We start from the raw sequence: 16,929 nt of genomic DNA, 5'->3' as shown, positions 1-16,929 counted from the left end.
AAACCAATTTGGCAGGATAGCTATGGAAGATCAGGCCGGGTTGCCCGGCTTATCGCAGCTTAGTGTCAACTGCGCCCCCTCTGGAGGGGGTAAGTGGCGGAGAGGCAGGGATTCGAACCCTGGATACCCTCACGAGTATGCCGCATTTCGAGTGCGGTGCATTCGACCACTCTGCCACCTCTCCGCAGAGGTTTTGGATGAAACCGCAAGGGCTTCGTCCCGGTCGGGAGCCGCCCTCTAGCCAACGAATCACACCTTGCCAAGCCCTAATTTCACATCCCTGTGGATTTTCTGATGGGCCGCTTGTTTTGCGCTGCAACACGCCTATATTTCCAATCATGGACAGGACGAGTTTCTTCTCTCCCCAGGCCGGACGTCGGATCGACGTACCTCGTGCCGCACGCGCCCGCTTTGCCATTGGCGATGTTGTACGCCACCGCGATTTCGATTTTCGCGGGGTGATCTTCGACATCGATCCGGTGTTTGCCAACAGCGAGGAATGGTACGAATCCATTCCACAGGACGTCCGACCCGACCGCGACCAGCCTTTCTACCACCTCTTTGCCGAGAGCGAGGAGGACAGCTATATCGCCTATGTCAGCCAGCAGAACCTTGTGCGCGATACAGAAGGCGATCCGGTGGAACACCCCGCCCTGCCGCAGGTGTTCGAACCGTTTGACGGCGCCCGCTATCGGTTAAGGGCGGGCCTGAGCCACTAAGCCCGATCACCAATAAAAAACCCGCCGAGAGTTCATCCCGGCGGGTTTTTTCTATTCGGCGCTGGCGAAGGATTATCCCTTCAGCTTCCACCCCGACTTGAGCACCATATAGCACAGCACGCCCAGAGCCACGTTCAATGCCGCCAGACCCAATGCGCCATGCAGCACCGCCTGATTGGTCGCCCCAATGTCACTCTGCCCCAGAAAGCCGAAGCGGAAGCCGGAAATCACATAGAAGAACGGATTGACCCGGCTGACCGACTGAAACGCGGGCGAGAGGTTGTCGATCACATAAAACGTCCCCGACAACAGCGCCAAGGGTTGCACCACGAAATTGGTGACGGCCGCATTGTGGTCAAACTTTTCCGCCCAAACCGATGACAACAGCCCGATCAGCGACAAAAGCATCGTCCCCATCAACCCGAACCACGCCACCGCCCACGGATGCGCCACGCTCAACGTCACACCCGGCCACAGCAGCATCGCCCCGGCCAGCGCCAACCCGACCAGAATGCCGCGCGTCATCGCCCCGCCGATCATCCCGGCCATCAATTCGCCGGTCGAAAGCGGCGGCGTCAGGAAATCGACGATCGTCCCCTGAATTTTGCCCGCAAGAAAGCTGAACGAGGCATTCTGGAACGCATTGTTCATCATACCCATCATGATCAGGCCCGGCGCGACAAAGGTGGCAAAGTTCACGCCCAGCACAATGCGCCCCCCACGCCCCATCGCCACCGTGAATATCACCAGAAACAACAAAGTCGTGACCGCCGGCGCCCAGATAGTCTGGGTCTGGACCTTGATGAAACGGCGCACCTCTTTCATATAGAGAGTCCACAAGCCCAGGCGGTTGATGCCATGGATCAGAGGCTCTCCCTGAACAGGAAACTGCCTTAAAGGGGGACGAACCGACGAATCATGGGCGATTGCGGCGGTCTGGGCGGCATTGCGGGGTTGATCGACCATGCTTGCCCGACTATCGGGTAGCGCGCGGGCTGGCAAGACTTGCACCGCGCTTTCACACTCCCCACATTGGGGTGCGCGAAAGAATCAGGACAAAAGGCAGCAAGGCACGCATGAGCTGGACCGAAGAACGCATCGACAAACTGACCCGCATGTGGGAAGGCGGCTCCACCGCCAGCCAGATCGCGGAAGAACTGGGCGGCGTGTCCCGCAATGCCGTCATCGGCAAGGCGCACCGTCTTGGGCTCAAGGCTCGCCCCAGCCCGGTCAAGTCGAATGATCGCCACGAAGAGGCCACGCCCGCCCCGGTGCAAACCGCGCCAACGCCGCGTCCCGCGCCGGTTGAACCGCCAGCGCCCCGCGTGTCGGCACCCGCGCCTGCGCCGCGTCCGGCCCCGGCTGCCCCTGTGGCCGCGCCTCCCGCCCCGGTTGCAGCCGCGCCTGCTGCGCCTTCGGGTGATGCTCCGGCGGCTCCGCCCGCTCCGCGCATCGTCTCGGTCGGCCCCGGCGGCTTTCTGCGTCAGGGTCCGGGCGAACAGCAGGCCCCCATTCCCCCCGCGCCGCCGCGCCGCCTTGTGCCGGCAAAGCCCAGCGCGGACATCGCCGACAAGACCAGCCTGCTCGATCTCAACGATCGCATCTGCCGCTGGCCGATGGGGCATCCGGGCGAACCGGATTTCCACTTCTGCGGTGAAAAGGTGAACCCCGGCTTCCCCTATTGCGTCGAACATTGCGGTCGCGCCTATCAGGCACAATTGCCGCGTGGCCATCGCCGCCCTCCGCCGCCGCTGCCGTTTGGCAATCCGCGCGTGCGTTAAACGTTTGCTGACAAACACAGGCGCGCAAGTGGCATGATCCGCCGCTTGCGCGCCTTGTTGCATGTGGCCACACAGAATTTGATCTTTTCGGGGCGCCCGCTTCTTCCATGACCTTTGACCACACCAGATTGTTCCCCAATTTGCGCCGCGCCGTCGTGGGCGGGCTGTTGATCGCTCTGGTCGCGGGCATGCTCTTGCCGGTCTATACCGATGAAATCGGGTGGAGGCTTCAGGAACGGGCGTGGCTCGACGGGCTGGACAAGCTTTATTCGGACAATTGCGGGCCGAACACGCTGGCCGTGCCACCCTTTTTCATGTGGCCGGTGCGTTGGTATTCGGCCTTTTTCAACACGCGCTTTCCCGATCCGATGTTCGTGCGCGTTTCGGGCGTGGCCTATGCCATCGTGTTTATCGTCATGGTCCTGCGCCTCGTCAAACAGATCGGGCGCAGCTATGATGAACGGCACACGCTGGCCATTATTGCCTCGGCGCTGATGGGCTTGGGCGTCATGCCTCTGTTGCTGGTGTGGAGCAGGCCGGAACAGCCGATCTTTCTGGCCGCCACCGCCGCGGTCCTGATCGCCAGCGCGGGGTGGCGATCGCCGGGCAACCTTTTCGCGCCCTTTAACGGCATCGCCTACACCAACGCCACCGCCAGCCCCGGCACCGCATGGCGCCGCTCGCTGACCATTCTGGCGTTGGCGCTGATCGCCATGTCCTATCACTTCAAGGCCGTGCTGGTGGTGCCCGCCTTTGCCGCCTGCATCATCTTTGCCAGCCGGGGCCGCCGTGCCCTGTTCGCGCGCGGCGTGGCGATTATCCTGCTGGCCTGTGCCACGGTCAGCGCGGGGCAATATTGGGTCAACCGCGTGCAATGCCCGGCCGACCCGATCATTGCCGAACAGCACGCGCGGAACAATCTGGCCGGCCAATTGGATATGGGCAAGATCAGCAAGGTCGAGCTGGTCCTCAAGGTTTTGCAGAATTACAAGCTGAACATCTATGTGAATCGGGCAGCCCCAGCGGTCGCTCCGAGATCGTTATGGCTGCCCGTCAATATCGTCAGTCAGGATGAAATGCAGGGCTGGCAAGGCGGAATGACCATTATCTGGGCCACCGCTCTGCTGGCCGCGATCATCAGCTTTATCGGCGGGGTGCGGGTCATGTGGCGGGAACGGGTAATTCCGCCCGAACCGGTGATCTCGCTGATGTTGCTTGGCGCGGTGTCGATCTGGTGTGTCAGCCAATATGACCGCAATGTCTATGAAGCCAGTTTCGTCCTGCCGCTGCTGATGCTGGCGATCATTCTGGCCATGGCCAGCCCGCATAAATGGGAGGCTCTGCGCCGCTGGATCAGCACGCTGGCGCTGGCTATCGGGCCGTTGATGCTGCTGTCCATTGTGCTGGTGTCTGGCCTGTATGGCCCGCGCCTTATTGACGATGCCCGGCGCCGCGACTGGCTGCCCTATCACCCTTGGTCGGTGCCGGTTTTCGGTTATCACGCGTCCTATGCCAATATCATGGGGGCCGCACGGCAATGTAATCTGCCCATGCCGCGTGATGCGCGACACCTGCTGCTCGATGACATCACCTATTTTGCCTATATGCAAAGTGTGATGCCCGATCATGAACTGGCGGTACTGCCGCGCCATTTCCGTGGGTCGATTACCGATCCCGTGGCCTATCTGGCCTCGCATAACAGCGATGGCATCCTGATGCGCTGCAAACGCCTGCCCCCAATATTGCAAGGCATCGCCCATCGCAGCGGCGCCTATTGCTGTGTCACCCCCGCCGATTGGTCAAAACTGCCCCCCGGCGCGACGGTTTTTCATGACGAACCCGTACAGGCCAAGCATTAAGTCGCGATCTGCGTAGAAATCCGGTCCAAACCGGCAATATGGTTTCCATAGGCCGGTGTTACAACTCCGGCCATGACTTCGCACGATCCTAACCTTGCACGGCGCCCGGCAAAGGGCCTGATTGGCTGGCTGATGGGCAGCGGCCGGGAAGATGACGCGTCAGAAGAAGAACAGGCCGCCGAAACTGTTGTCACGCGTGATCCGCGCCGTTTGGCGCGCACGCAACTACTGACTGACATTGCCGACTTTTTGCTGGCCCATGATCTGGAAATCAGCCCGCTGACATTGACCGTGGCGCATAATTACCTGATCGGCGGCGATGGTTCCATGGTCCGCAGCATCGACCAACGGATGCAGGCGCGCGAGCCTCTGACGCTGGAATGGATCGAGCAACTGTTGCGCGAAAATGGCGGGGATCAGAGCGAATTCCTTAACCGGCTGATGAACCGGCTTGAATCAAACATCGAAGCCTTTGATCGCACCAGCAGCGCGGCCAAAACCGCCGCCAGCGAATATGGCGATGCCCTGTCGGCCCATGTTGACGGGCTGGTCGAAATGAAGCCCGCCAACAAACCCATCGATACGGGCGAATTGGTGCATGAACTGGTCTCTATCGCGCGCACCATGCTGGATCGCACCGCCAGCCTTGAACAGGATATGGCGCGTTCGTTGCTGGAAACCCGCGCCCTGCGTCGCAGCCTTGAACAGGCGCGCCGCAGCGCCGAAGAGGACCACCTGACAGGCCTGCCCAATCGCCGCGCCTTTGAACACCGTTTCAGCAGCGAATTTGCCAGCGCCCGCGATGCCGGAGACCAATTGGCCGTGGCCTTTTGCGACATCGACCATTTCAAGCGGATCAACGACGAACATGGCCATGAAGCAGGCGACCGCGTGTTGCGCAATGTGGCGACGGCCCTGACCCGCATTTCCGATGATCGCTGTCACGTCGCCCGCCATGGCGGCGAGGAATTTGTCGTCCTGCTGCGCGGCCGTTCGTTGCATCAGGCGTGGGAATTGCTCGATGACGCGCGCTCTGCGCTGGCCGAACGGCGGATGGTCAACCGGGCAACCGACATGCCCATTGGCAAGGTCACCTTCTCTGCCGGGATTGCCGACGTCTTTTCCTTTGCCGACCCGCGCGCGGCCCTGCGCGCCGCCGACAAGGCGCTGTACCGCGCCAAGGCCGAAGGGCGAAACCGCGTAATGGTGGCCGAACCTTCGGAAGACGAACGCACAAAGCGCCACCAAAAGAGTTAAACAGGCTTCTTGGTCGCCCCACCAAGAAGAAGGCCCGCCTCTTGCGACAGAGGCGGGCCTTTTCTTTGGCCTGAAAAGGGAGAGCGCAGGGCGCCCTCCCCCATGTATCAGATCAATCTTCCGACTTCAGGAAAGCCGGCATGTGGTCGGGGTTGCCGCCTTCTTCACGGTCACGACGGGGGCCACGGCCACCATCACGGCCACCTTCACGACGCGGACCACGGTCGCCGCCGCGGGGACGACGGTCGCCGCCACGATCACCACGGTCGCCACGATCAGCGCGGGGTTCGCGCGGTTCGCGGGGCGGACGGGTGTCTTCCAGTTCGCCGCCGGTTTCCTGATCGACAACGCGCATCGACAGGCGAACCTTGCCACGCGGATCGATTTCCAGAACCTTGACGAAAACTTCCTGGCCTTCCTTCACCACATCGGTCGGCTTTTCAACGCGTTCATTCTTCATTTCCGACACGTGGACCAGACCGTCCTTGCCGCCCATGAAGTTCACGAAAGCGCCGAAATCGACGATGTTGACGACCTTGCCCTTGTAGATCTTGCCGACTTCGGCTTCTTCCACAATGCCCAGAATCCAGGCCTTAGCGGCCTCGATCTGGCCCAGATCGCTCGACGAGATCTTGATCACGCCTTCATCATCAATGTCGACCTTGGCGCCGGTGGTGGCCACGATTTCGCGGATCACCTTGCCGCCCGTGCCGATGACGTCACGGATCTTCGACTTGTCGATGCTGATGGTTTCGATGCGCGGAGCATGCGCCGACAGTTCGGTGCGCGCTTCGCCCAGAGCCTTGAGCATTTCACCCAGGATATGCGCGCGGCCTTCCTTGGCCTGAGCCAAAGCCTTGCCCATGATTTCCTGCGTGATGCCGGCAACCTTGATGTCCATCTGCATCGTGGTAATGCCTTCAGACGTACCGGCCACCTTGAAGTCCATGTCGCCCAGGTGATCTTCATCACCCAGAATGTCGGACAGCACGGTGAATTCGTCGCCTTCGAGGATCAGACCCATGGCGATGCCCGACACCGGGCGCACCAGCGGCACGCCAGCGTCCATCATCGAGAGCGAACCGCCGCAGACGGTGGCCATCGAGGACGAACCGTTCGACTCGGTGATGTCCGAGAGAACGCGGATCGTGTAGGGGAAGTCTTCCTTCGAAGGCAGCACGGGGTGCAGAGCGCGCCATGCCAGCTTGCCATGGCCCACTTCGCGGCGACCGGGGGCGCCAAAGCGGCCCACTTCACCCACCGAATAGGGGGGGAAGTTATAGTGCAGCATGAAGTTCTGATACGACAGGCCGTCAAGGCCGTCGATCATCTGTTCAGCGTCCTTGGTGCCCAGCGTGGTGGTGCAGATCGACTGCGTTTCGCCACGCGTGAACAGCGCCGAACCATGGGTGCGCGGCAGGAAGCCGACCATCGATTCGATGGGGCGGATCTGCGTGGTGGTGCGCCCGTCGATACGCTTGCCGTCCTTGAGGATGGCGGTGCGCACGATTTCGGCTTCCAGCTTCTTGGTCACCTTGATGGCGACCATCTGGGTCTGGGGCGATTCGTCGGCATAGGCGGCCTTGGCCTTGGCGCGCACTTCATTGAGCGCGTTCGAGCGAGCCGACTTGTCGGTCAGCTTGTAGGCAGCAGCGATATCTTTGCCCACCAGCTTCTTGAGCTTGGCCTTCATGTCGGCGGTGTTGTCCGACAGGTCGACTTCCCAAGGATCCTTGGCGGCCTTTTCGGCCAGATCGATGATGGCGTTGACCACCTTGCGGCATTCGTCATGCGCAAACATCACGGCGCCCAGCATCTCGTCTTCCGAGAGTTCCTTGGCTTCCGATTCGACCATCATCACGGCATTGCCGGTGGCAGCCACGACGAGGTCGAGACGGCCTTCGGCCACCTGCGCCATCGAGGGGTTGAGCTGATATTCGCCATCCTTGAAGCCCACGCGTGCAGCGCCGATGGGGCCCATGAAAGGCACGCCCGAGATGGTCAGCGCAGCCGAAGCGGCGATCATCGCAACGATATCGGGTTCGGTTTCGCCGTCATAGCTCAGAACTTGGGCAATGACGTTGATTTCGTTATAGAAACCTTCGGGGAACAGCGGGCGGACCGGACGGTCGATCAGGCGGGAAACCAGCGTTTCCTTTTCCGTCGCGCCGCGTTCGCGCTTAAAAAAGCCGCCGGGAATACGGCCAGCAGCCGAAAACTTTTCCTGATAGTGAACGGTCAGCGGGAAAAAGTCCTGGCCTTCCTTCACCGACTTGGCGGCGGTCACGGCGCAAAGCACCACGGTTTCGCCATAAGTGGCCAGAACAGCGCCGTCGGCCTGACGGGCAATACGGCCGGTTTCGAGGGTGAGGGTCTTTCCGCCCCACTCCAGCGATACGGTCTTAACGTCGAACATCTTGTATCCTTCAGCCCACATGGCCCTATTGCCACACAGGATTTGCTGCCGGGATAGCCGCCCGGTGCGGTGCGGGGCTGTTTGTTCATGCCCCAAAGGCCCCCGCCGAATTGCGGAAAAAGCCCCAAAATCAATCATACGCCTGAAATGCAAACCGCCCCGGATGGGGCGTGTCGTGCAAATCTGGCGCTGCATAGCAGAAAGGGCAGCGCTGATCCATCAGCAACCGCCCTGTCTACATAAGCGAAGCGCCCCGCGTGGGGGCGCTTCTCAAACTTGGCTTACTTGCGCAGGCCCAGCTTGGCGATGAGAGCGTTGTAACGCGCCACATCCTTCTTCTTCAGATAGGCCAGCAGCGTGCGACGCTTGTTGACCAGCTGAAGCAGACCGCGACGCGAGTGGTTGTCCTTCGCGTGGGTCTTGAAGTGTTCGGTGAGGTTGACAATGCGCGTGGTCAGGATCGCAACCTGCACTTCGGGCGAACCGGTGTCGCCGGCGTGCTGGGCGTTGTCAGCGATCAGTTCCTGCTTCTTTTCAGCGGTAATCGTCATAATCTCTACTCCGCGACATCCGAAAGGTTGAACCCCCGCTCGACTCTGGCCGAGCCCCCTTCAAGCATCATCAGCGCGACAGGCACATTGCCCAGCCGCGCCAGATAAAGCCCATCGGGATAGGGCTGCCCCAAAAGAACGCGGCCCTGACGGACCGCTCCTGCCTGCTGGGGCGTGAGGGAAAGAGCCGGGATGTCGACCAGCCCTGCCTCTAGCGGCAGAAGTTTAGTTTCAAGCGGCGCCCCCTGACCGATTTCGTTCAAGGAGTCCAGCGAAATCGCGTGTTCCAGCGCAAACGGCCCCGCCGACAGCCGCCGCAACATCGTCACAGACCCGCGCGTGCCCAGCGCCAAGGAAATGTCGCGGGCAAGCGAACGGATATAGGTGCCCTTGGACACATGGGCGCGCAGGGTGGCCCAATCCTCTCCCGCATCGATCAAGTCCAGCGCGTGGATCGTGACGGCGCGGGTGGGCATATCCACCGCCTCACCCCGGCGCGCGCGGTCATAGGCGCGCACCCCGTCGATCATCAGCGCCGAATAGGCGGGCGGCACCTGCTCAATCGGCCCGGTGAACTGGGACAACACCGCCGCGATTTCCGCCGCGATGGGGCGCACATCGCTGGTCGCCACCACCTTGCCCTCAAGATCGAGCGTTTCCGTCTCCTCGCCGAACTTGACCGTGAAATCATAGGTCTTGGACGCATCCAGCATCCGCCCCGTCAATTTCGTCGCCTCGCCCAGCGCAATCGGCAAAATTCCGCTGGCCAGCGGGTCGAGCGTGCCACCATGGCCCACCTTGATCCCGCCCTTCAGCTTCATGTTATAGCCCGCCGCGCGCAGGTTGCGCTTGACCGCGCTGACCGCCTGCGTGCTGCCCAGTTCCAGCGGCTTGTCCAGAATGATCCAGCCATGGACGCTCATGCGAACATCCCCCGCGCCGTTGCGAAATGACGGCGGCAAAGCGCGACATAGCGGTCATTACCCCCGATCTCGGTCTGCGCCCCTTCGATGACCGCCCGGCCCGACGCATCGACGCGCAGGTTCATCGTCGCCTTGCGCCCGCAATGGCACACCGCCTTCAACTCCACCAAGGCATCGGCAATGCCCAGCAAGGCCGCCGAACCGGGGAACAACTCACCCTGAAAATCGGTGCGCAACCCATAGCAAAGGACCGGAATCCCGCCCTCATCCGCGATCCGCGCCGCCTGCCACACCTGATCGGCGGACAGGAACTGCGCCTCATCGATCAGAACGCAGGACAAAGGCGACTCGGCATGCGCCGCCATAACCGCGCCATGAATGTCCGTCCGGGCGCCAAAGCGATGCGCATCGGCGTGCAGGCCAATCCGGCTTTCAATCGCATTGTCACCCCCGCGATGGTCCAACGCCGCCGTCCACAGCATCGTGGCCATGCCCCGCTCGCGATAATTGAAATCGGCCTGAAGCAGCGTGGTCGATTTGCCCGCATTCATGCTGGCATAGTAAAAATAGAGCTTGGCCATCGTGTAAGGCTTACTCGCCGCCACCTTCGATATCGCGCCGCACCAGCGGGCTGGACAGCAAAGCGTCGATGCGGGTCGCCTCGTCAAAGCTTTCGTCGGGCAAAAACTTGATCTTGGCCGCATATTTCAGCTTCAGCTTGCCCGCGACTTCCTTTTGGAAAAACGCGATATTCGTGCGCAGCGCCTTAAGCACGATATCCTCGTGAACGCCCAACAGAGGCTTAACAAAAACCGTCGCGTGGCGCAGATCCGGGCTCATGCGAACCTCGGTCACGCTGACCGAATGGGCGGTCAACACGTCGTCATGCACCATCTGCCGCGTCAACAGATCGGAAATCACATGCCGCACCTGTTCGCCAACCTTGAGCAGGCGAACCGAACGGTTTTCGGGAGTGGAAGTTTGGTGGCGTGCCATAATGTCCGTCATTTCTCTGGCCGGATTGCACCGGCATATATTCTGTCGCCGGAACGAACCGGCCTGTCGTAAATTCGCTTTGCCCATGGAACGCATCGCTTGGCAATGACTTCTTACACATTGAGCGGCTCCGAAATCTGATCTCGTCCATCAGAACGGAACCGGAAGGAGGAATATCATGCGTAAAATCATCAGTCTGGCACTTTGCGCCCTCGCGCTGGCCCCGACGATCGCTGCGGCCGATCCCGGTCATGGTCATGGGCACGGGCGGGGCCATTGGGACCGGGGCCATCATGGCGGGTACGACCGCGATTGGCGCCACGACCGCGGTCCGGGCTGGAGCCGCGGCGGCTGGGCGCCCCAACCGGGCTGGCGCCAATTCCGCCGCGGTGAGCGCTTCTATGCAAGCCGCGCGCCCAACTATTACGTGATCAACGACTATCGCCGCTGGGACCGTTTGCGCCCTCCGCCGCGCGGATATCACTGGGTCCGCAGCGGCAATGACGCCCTGATGGTCGGTATCGCCAGCGGCATCGTGGCCAGCGTCATCGTCGGCGCCATGCGTTAATTCACTTCACCCTCGACCCGATCAACTTGCGGCCCGCCTTGGCGATCAAGGCGGGCTTTTTTGTAACTATCACAAATAATTGCGACAATTTAGCACAAGAATGACGGGGGCCGTTCAGCCTCCCGTGCGTTTCCTCCTCGTAATCATTTGATCACGATTTCACGGCTTCATACAGGAGGAAAACCATGAAGACCCCTATCGCACTGGCGATTGCCGCCGCCCTGCTGGTTCCTGCGGTTCCGGCCATGGCGCAACCGGGCGGCCATTATGATCGCGGCCACGACAACCGTAAGCGCGCATTTCATAGCGCGCGGATCACGCTGGTGGGCGGCGATCATAAATGACGCAGGGCAACGTGCGCGGAACGAATGTGGCGGTTCAGGCTTGGTTTTTGAAGTTGAATGGCAGCAGGTCGTCGATATCGGCGCCATGTGGGCGCTGGGGCAGTTCCGTGAGGACATGGCGTAGCCATGCGAGAGGCTCGACGCCACAGGCGCGGCAAGTCAACATCAGGCTGTAGATGACGGCGCTGGCCCTTGCTCCGTCCGGGGTATCACAGAAAAGCCAGGATTTCCTGCCTGTTGCAAAGATTCTGATGTCGCGTTCGAGAAGATTGTTGTCGATCGGCATTCTGCCGTCTTCGGCATAGCGCATCAGATACCCCCACTGGTTGAGGGTGTAGGAGACCGCATCGCCAAGCTTGGTGTCGGGCACGACCTTGGGTGCGATGGCATTGAGCCACGCCTTGAGGGCATTGAGGACCGGGACGCTATGTTTCTGGCGGAAGCGACGCATGGTGTCGGCCTGTGTTTCTCCCTCGATGGGTATTTCGTCCCGCGCCTGCCTTTCGATCCGGTAGAGCTGGTCGAAGAACTTGAGGGCCTGTGCGGGCGGCCCGCCTGGTTTCTTCCTCGCCTTGAGGGCGTCAGCAAAGCGCCGTCTGGCGTGAGCCATGCATCCCAGATGGGTAGCGCCTTTCAATGTGCGCCAGGCCGAGTATCCGTCACTCATCAGGATGCCGCGATAGTCGCCAAGGAAGGTCTGCGGATATTCCTGCCCGCGACCGGGCTGATAGTCGAACAGCACGATCGGCTGCTGGCTCTCCTCGCCGCTGCGGTACGCCCACATATATGAGGTGCTGGCAGGGGCCTTGCCTTCTTCCTTCAGAACCTGAACCGTCGTCTCGTCGCCATGGATGACCTCCTGGGACCGGAGGCGCAGCTTCAGGGCGTCATAGATGCGATACAGGTGCCTCTGGCTTGAACCGATCACCCAATGGCCCAGAGCACCGCGGCTGACCGGCACGCCCGCGCGCTCGAAGGTTTGCGCCAGACGATAGAGGGGTGTGCCGTCGACGTATTTATGAACAAGGGCGAAGGCCAGCGTCGAGGCCGTGGCAATGCTGCCCGGCAAGGGCTGTGCGGGCATCGGGGCAAGAATGATCGGCGTCGTGATCCCGGTGCGGTCGCAATGGCGGCAGGCATATTTGGCGCGGGCATTCTGCAGAACCGTGGCCTTCACCTCGACGTGAAGCTGCTCCGTAACGACCTCGCCCATGCGATGCATCCGGCCGCGGCAGCACGGGCAGACCTGCTGGTCCTCGGCAAGGTCATACTCGACGCGTTGGCGCGGCAGGTTGGCGGGCAGCGGCTTGCGACCGCGCTTTTTGCCTGCGGGCTTTTGCGCCTCCGGCAATTCCGTATCGGGAAGATCGGCCGCGCCCGGCTCATCGATATCGTCGTGATCTTCGCCTGCATCACCCTCATGGGAGACCTGCTCGGCTTCGTTGAAGATACGATCCATGTGCTTTTCGCTGCGCGGCGCAAAGCGGTGCAGCCGCGCCAGCGCCAGTTCCTCCTCAAGCTTGCGGATGCGCCGTGCGAGGGCGTCTTTCTCGGCCTCCAATGTCGCGACCTCGGCGGCTTTGGTCGCCAGAAGCGCCATCAATTCCGCAACAGTGGGGACGCCGGTTTGATCCATCACAGTCTTGAATCGAAAGCCCCCTCCCGCGTCAACAGCCTTTAGCCAACAAACTGATATTGCCGCACCGGATGAGGCACCATCGCGTCAATATCGATCCCGTCCAGCAGCCACCGCAATTGCTCGGCGGTGAGCGCCACCACCGTTTCCGCGCGTCGGGGCCACCGGAATTTATCCTCCGTCAGCGCCTTCAACACCAGGACAAAGCCGGACCGCTCAAAGAACAGGAGCTTCATCCGGGTGCGACGCCGGTTGCAGAAGGCAAACACCGCGCGCTCGAACGGATTGAGGCCCATCGATTGCTCGACCAGGATCGCAAGACTGTTGATCCCACAGCGAAAATCGATCGGATCCCGGTGGAGATAGACCCGCAGATCTTCAGCGAGCCGGAACATGGCAACGCCCCAGCACTTCGATGAATACAGACAGGGCTTGTGCATCCGCATCGGCCAGCTCAAGCAGAACGCCATTCGGCAGCGATGCCTTCAATTGCAGGCGTGCCGGTGATGTGACTTCAACAACCGGAACGAAAGCTGACGGCCCGCAGGCAGGCACATTCTTCGGTGCCCACACCCCCTGTCGGTCCCGAAGCACTTTGACCCAGTTGCGCAACTGGTTGGCATTCACCCCATGCTCCAGTGCGAGCCTTGCAATCGAGACCCCCGGTTCAAGGGCTGCTGCGATCAACCGCTCCTTCCAGATCGGATCATACCGACGCTTCCCATTGCGAGAAACACTGACCACTCCGGGCCGCCCCAAAATCCCACCATCCAATGCCATTGTGTCCACGATCTCCTCGTGGACACAATCCATCATGTCGATGTCAGTGAACAGGTGCAGGGCTTTGCGCGCTTACCGACAACCGCGGCGGCCCCGCGTTCCACGGCCCGCAGGGGCGCGGCAATGCCCCCCAATTCGTTCAGTTCCGCAAGGGCGAACGCTTCGACCGTCGCCGCGCACCTAATTATGCCGTTGTCGATTATCACCGCTATCGCCGCCTTGGCCCGCCGCCCCGCGGCTATCGCTGGGTCCGCAGCGGCAATGACGCCGTGCTGATCGGCATCACATCGGGCATCGTGGCCAGCGTGATTGCCGGCGCAATCCGTTAAGGGCCATTCGGGCGGCGTCATCACAGCCCCGCCCGTCCCTTTCCCAATCTGCCCGCCATGCAAAAAGGGCGGCTCCCCACACGGGAAGCCGCCCTTTTTCGTTGCGCCCCGTTTCCGGGGCCGATCCGTCAAAGGATCAGAGCGTACGCTCGCGCATTTCGACTTCGAAGACTTCGAGCATATCGCCCGCCTTCACATCGTTGGTTGCTTCCAGAACGACACCGCATTCCAGACCGGCGCGTACTTCGGCAACGTCGTCCTTGAACCGGCGCAGCGAGGCCACGGTGGTCTTGGAAACGATGACGTCGTTGCGGGTAAGACGCGTGTGCAGGCCTTTCTTGATGTAACCTTCGACAACCAACAGACCAGCGGCCTTGTTGTGCTTGCCGGCTGGGAACACCTCCTTGACCTCGGCGCGGCCGACGACGGTTTCGATGCGTTCCGGCCCCCAGACACCCGCCATTTCCTTAGCGATGTCATCGGTCAGGTGATAGATCACGTCGAAATACTTCATCCGCACCTTGAAGCGTTCGACAATGTCGCGCGCCTTGGCATTGGGACGGACGTTGAAGCCCACGATCGGCGCGCCCGAAGCCGCCGCCAGATTGACGTCGCTTTCCGTGATGGCGCCGACGCCCGAAGCCAGCACCTTGAGCTTGATCTCGTCATTCGACAGGCGGTTGAGCGCGTTGACGATAGCTTCGACCGAACCCTGCACGTCCGCCTTCACGACGATCGGATATTCGATCACCGACTGCTTGGCGGCCAGAGCCGAGAACATGTTTTCAAGGCTTGCCGGCGATGCGGTGGTGCGCTTGGCGGTGGCCTGTTCCTGACGGAAGGCAGCCACTTCACGGGCACGCGCTTCGCTTTCCACAACGGTCAGCGTATCCCCGGCCATCGGCACACCGCCCAGACCCAGAACCTCAACCGGCAACGCGGGCGGAGCCTGCTTCACCTGACGGCCCTTGTCGTCCAGCATGGCGCGCACGCGGCCCGACTGGGTGCCGACGACGAAGATGTCGCCAACCTTGAGCGTACCACGGTTGATCAGCACGGTGGCCAGCGGTCCCTTGCCCTTGTCCAGCTTGGCTTCGATCACGGTGGCTTCGGCCGCGCGGTCCGGATTGGCGCGCAGTTCCATCAATTCGGCCTGCAGCAGGATCTTGTCGATCAGATCCTGAAGCCCCGCGCCGGTCTTGGCCGAAACTTCCACGTCCTGAACGTCACCCGACATCTGCTCGACAATGATTTCATGTTCGAGCAGACGTTCGCGGATCTTCTGCGGGTTGAATTCGGGCTTGTCGCTCTTGGTGATCGCCACGATCATCGGCACGCCGGCCGCCTTGGTGTGGTTGATCGCCTCGATCGTCTGCGGCATCAGGCCGTCATCGCCCGCAACCACCAGAATGACGATGTCGGTGACATTGGCGCCGCGCATACGCATTTCGGTGAAAGCTTCGTGGCCCGGCGTATCAAGGAAGGTGACGAGATCGCCGCCCTTGGTCTTGATCTGATAGGCGCCGATATGCTGCGTAATGCCGCCGGCTTCGCCGCGCACCACGTCTGTCCCACGCAAAGCGTCGAGCAGCGAGGTCTTGCCATGGTCAACGTGGCCCATGATCGCCACGACAGGCGGACGGGTCTTGAGCGTTTCATCGGCATCGACGTCAACGGTCGAGTCGATATCAACGTCGCTTTCCGAAACGCGCTGGATGTTGTGGCCGAATTCTTCGACCAGCAGTTCCGCCGTATCCTGATCGATGGTGTGATTAAGCGTCACCACCATGCCCATCTTGAACAGCGACTTGACCAGATCGGCGGCCTTTTCAGCCATACGGTTGGCCAGTTCCTGCACCGTGATCGCTTCGGGCACGATCACGTCGCGCACCTGCTTTTCACGCTGCTGATACTGACCGCCGAAGTGGGCGCGGCGTTCCTTTTCGCGGGCACGCTTCAACGCGGCCAGCGAACGGGCGCGGGCGCCTTCGTCCTCGTTGAGCGCGCGGTTCACCGTCAGCTTGCCGCCGCGACGTTCGTCGGCGGTCTTGCCACGGCTGGGCGCAGGCTTCTTGGGCGCAGGCGCCGCCGCTTCGGGGCGACGCGGCGGGGTCGGCGCCGATTGAACCGGCGTAAAGCGGCGCGGCGCAGGCGCAGCGGGCTTTTCCTCAACCGGAGCAGCCTTGGGCGCTTCGACCTTCACCGGGGCCGCCGGCGCAGGAGCGGCTTCGGCCACCGGCTTTGCCACGGGCGCGGCAGGCGCAGGCGCGGCTTCACCAGCCTTGGGCGCTTCTTCCACGACGGGCGCAGGCGCAGGGGCCGCAGCAGCTTCGGCAGCGCGACGGTTTTCTTCGGCGCGGCGGCGCTCTTCTTCGATCTGGCGCGCCTTTTCTTCCTGTTCACGACGGGTCGCAGCCTCGGTCGCGGCCAGACGGGCTTCTTCGGCCTCGCGCAGCAGGCGAGCCTGCATTTCCTGACGCGTTTCGCGGCTTGCGGCTACGGGCGCCGGGCGCACAGGCGGCAGCGGCGGACGCGCAGGCTGTGCCACAGGAGCGGGCGCAGGCGCAGGAGCCGGAGCGGCCTCACCAGCCTGCGGGGCACCCTCACCCGGCTTGCCCGGGATCACCTTGCGGCGCTTGACTTCAACCACCACCTTATTGGTGCGGCCGTGGCTGAAGGTCTGTTTGACTTCGCCCGCTTCCACCGAGCGCTTCAGCCCCAGCGGCTTGCGACCCAGTGTCGGTTTGTCATTGTTATCGGTCATCGGTTC

At 61.9% G+C, this 16,929-nt stretch carries 16 protein-coding genes, 1 tRNA gene and 1 pseudogene; 7 read left to right on the top strand and 11 right to left on the bottom strand.

The window, feature by feature from the left end:
- Positions 1-94: 94 nt before the first annotated feature.
- Positions 95-184 (bottom strand) — tRNA-Ser (locus tag AC2S2E_RS10370).
- A gap of 154 nt (positions 185-338) precedes the next feature.
- Between AC2S2E_RS10370 and hspQ the strand changes: the two genes are divergently transcribed.
- Positions 339-719, top strand: coding sequence for a heat shock protein HspQ (hspQ, locus tag AC2S2E_RS10365; protein ID WP_476102428.1), 381 nt, complete (start codon positions 339-341; stop codon positions 717-719).
- A 72-nt stretch (positions 720-791) separates the two neighbouring features.
- On the opposite strand, the gene AC2S2E_RS10360 is transcribed toward hspQ, so the two are convergent.
- Positions 792-1,685: an ABC transporter permease gene (locus AC2S2E_RS10360; RefSeq protein ID WP_476102430.1), complete on the bottom strand. Its 894-nt coding sequence runs from the start codon at positions 1,683-1,685 to the stop codon at positions 792-794.
- Between the two features lie 110 nt (positions 1,686-1,795).
- Between AC2S2E_RS10360 and AC2S2E_RS10355 the strand changes: the two genes are divergently transcribed.
- The 3 genes from AC2S2E_RS10355 to AC2S2E_RS10345 all read left to right on the top strand — a co-directional run bounded on the left by AC2S2E_RS10355 (position 1,796) and on the right by AC2S2E_RS10345 (position 5,616).
- Entirely contained in the window at positions 1,796-2,500 is a 705-nt protein-coding gene (locus AC2S2E_RS10355; protein WP_476102432.1) for a GcrA family cell cycle regulator, read from the top strand.
- A gap of 107 nt (positions 2,501-2,607) precedes the next feature.
- Entirely contained in the window at positions 2,608-4,359 is a 1,752-nt protein-coding gene (locus tag AC2S2E_RS10350; RefSeq protein ID WP_486522260.1) for a hypothetical protein, read from the top strand.
- A 72-nt stretch (positions 4,360-4,431) separates the two neighbouring features.
- Positions 4,432-5,616 carry a GGDEF domain-containing protein gene (locus tag AC2S2E_RS10345; RefSeq protein ID WP_486522259.1) on the top strand — a complete coding sequence of 395 codons (1,185 nt, stop codon included), beginning with the start codon at positions 4,432-4,434 and terminating at the stop codon, positions 5,614-5,616.
- 112 nt (positions 5,617-5,728) lie between these two features.
- Here AC2S2E_RS10345 and pnp read toward each other — a convergent pair whose 3' ends face one another.
- The 5 genes from pnp to rbfA all read right to left on the bottom strand — a co-directional run bounded on the left by pnp (position 5,729) and on the right by rbfA (position 10,502).
- Positions 5,729-8,032 (bottom strand): polyribonucleotide nucleotidyltransferase, encoded by a 2,304-nt coding sequence (pnp, locus tag AC2S2E_RS10340; protein WP_486522258.1) that lies wholly within the window; start codon positions 8,030-8,032, stop codon positions 5,729-5,731.
- 281 nt (positions 8,033-8,313) lie between these two features.
- Positions 8,314-8,583 carry a 30S ribosomal protein S15 gene (rpsO, locus tag AC2S2E_RS10335; RefSeq protein WP_168602441.1) on the bottom strand — a complete coding sequence of 90 codons (270 nt, stop codon included), beginning with the start codon at positions 8,581-8,583 and terminating at the stop codon, positions 8,314-8,316.
- A gap of 5 nt (positions 8,584-8,588) precedes the next feature.
- The gene (truB, locus tag AC2S2E_RS10330; RefSeq protein WP_486522256.1) at positions 8,589-9,506 is read right to left on the bottom strand and encodes a tRNA pseudouridine(55) synthase TruB; all 918 of its coding nucleotides are present in this window, start codon (positions 9,504-9,506) and stop codon (positions 8,589-8,591) included.
- Positions 9,503-10,087 carry a thymidine kinase gene (locus tag AC2S2E_RS10325; protein ID WP_476103059.1) on the bottom strand — a complete coding sequence of 195 codons (585 nt, stop codon included), beginning with the start codon at positions 10,085-10,087 and terminating at the stop codon, positions 9,503-9,505. Before AC2S2E_RS10325 ends, truB begins: the two co-directional genes overlap by 4 nt.
- A gap of 10 nt (positions 10,088-10,097) precedes the next feature.
- Entirely contained in the window at positions 10,098-10,502 is a 405-nt protein-coding gene (rbfA, locus tag AC2S2E_RS10320; protein WP_476102449.1) for a 30S ribosome-binding factor RbfA, read from the bottom strand.
- A gap of 178 nt (positions 10,503-10,680) precedes the next feature.
- On the opposite strand from rbfA, the gene AC2S2E_RS10315 reads away from it, so the two are divergent.
- Complete coding sequence (locus tag AC2S2E_RS10315) at positions 10,681-11,070, top strand: RcnB family protein (protein ID WP_476102451.1); 390 nt, start codon at positions 10,681-10,683, stop codon at positions 11,068-11,070.
- A 185-nt stretch (positions 11,071-11,255) separates the two neighbouring features.
- Positions 11,256-11,414 carry a hypothetical protein gene (locus tag AC2S2E_RS10310; RefSeq protein WP_486522255.1) on the top strand — a complete coding sequence of 53 codons (159 nt, stop codon included), beginning with the start codon at positions 11,256-11,258 and terminating at the stop codon, positions 11,412-11,414.
- Between the two features lie 34 nt (positions 11,415-11,448).
- Here the strand turns inward: AC2S2E_RS10310 and tnpC are convergent, their stop codons facing one another.
- The 3 genes from tnpC to tnpA are packed head-to-tail and all read right to left on the bottom strand — an operon-like array spanning position 11,449 to position 13,794.
- A complete protein-coding gene (gene tnpC, locus AC2S2E_RS10305) occupies positions 11,449-13,050 on the bottom strand; it encodes an IS66 family transposase (RefSeq protein ID WP_486522254.1) in 1,602 nt (533 codons plus the stop codon).
- A gap of 41 nt (positions 13,051-13,091) precedes the next feature.
- Entirely contained in the window at positions 13,092-13,445 is a 354-nt protein-coding gene (gene tnpB, locus AC2S2E_RS10300) for an IS66 family insertion sequence element accessory protein TnpB (RefSeq protein ID WP_486522253.1), read from the bottom strand.
- A complete protein-coding gene (gene tnpA / locus AC2S2E_RS10295; RefSeq protein WP_486522252.1) occupies positions 13,429-13,794 on the bottom strand; it encodes an IS66-like element accessory protein TnpA in 366 nt (121 codons plus the stop codon). Before tnpA ends, tnpB begins: the two co-directional genes overlap by 17 nt.
- Positions 13,795-13,973: 179 nt before the next feature.
- On the opposite strand from tnpA, the pseudogene AC2S2E_RS10290 reads away from it, so the two are divergent.
- Positions 13,974-14,159: pseudogene (locus AC2S2E_RS10290) on the top strand (RcnB family protein); the annotation flags it as partial.
- 136 nt (positions 14,160-14,295) lie between these two features.
- Here the strand turns inward: AC2S2E_RS10290 and infB are convergent.
- Positions 14,296-16,923, bottom strand: a complete 2,628-nt coding sequence (gene infB / locus AC2S2E_RS10285) for a translation initiation factor IF-2 (RefSeq protein WP_486522251.1) — start codon at positions 16,921-16,923, stop codon at positions 14,296-14,298.
- Positions 16,924-16,929 lie beyond the last annotated feature (6 nt).

The sequence above is a fragment of the Novosphingobium sp. 550D genome (assembly GCF_057401885.1).
This window is presented reverse-complemented; position numbering and strand designations above follow the sequence as displayed.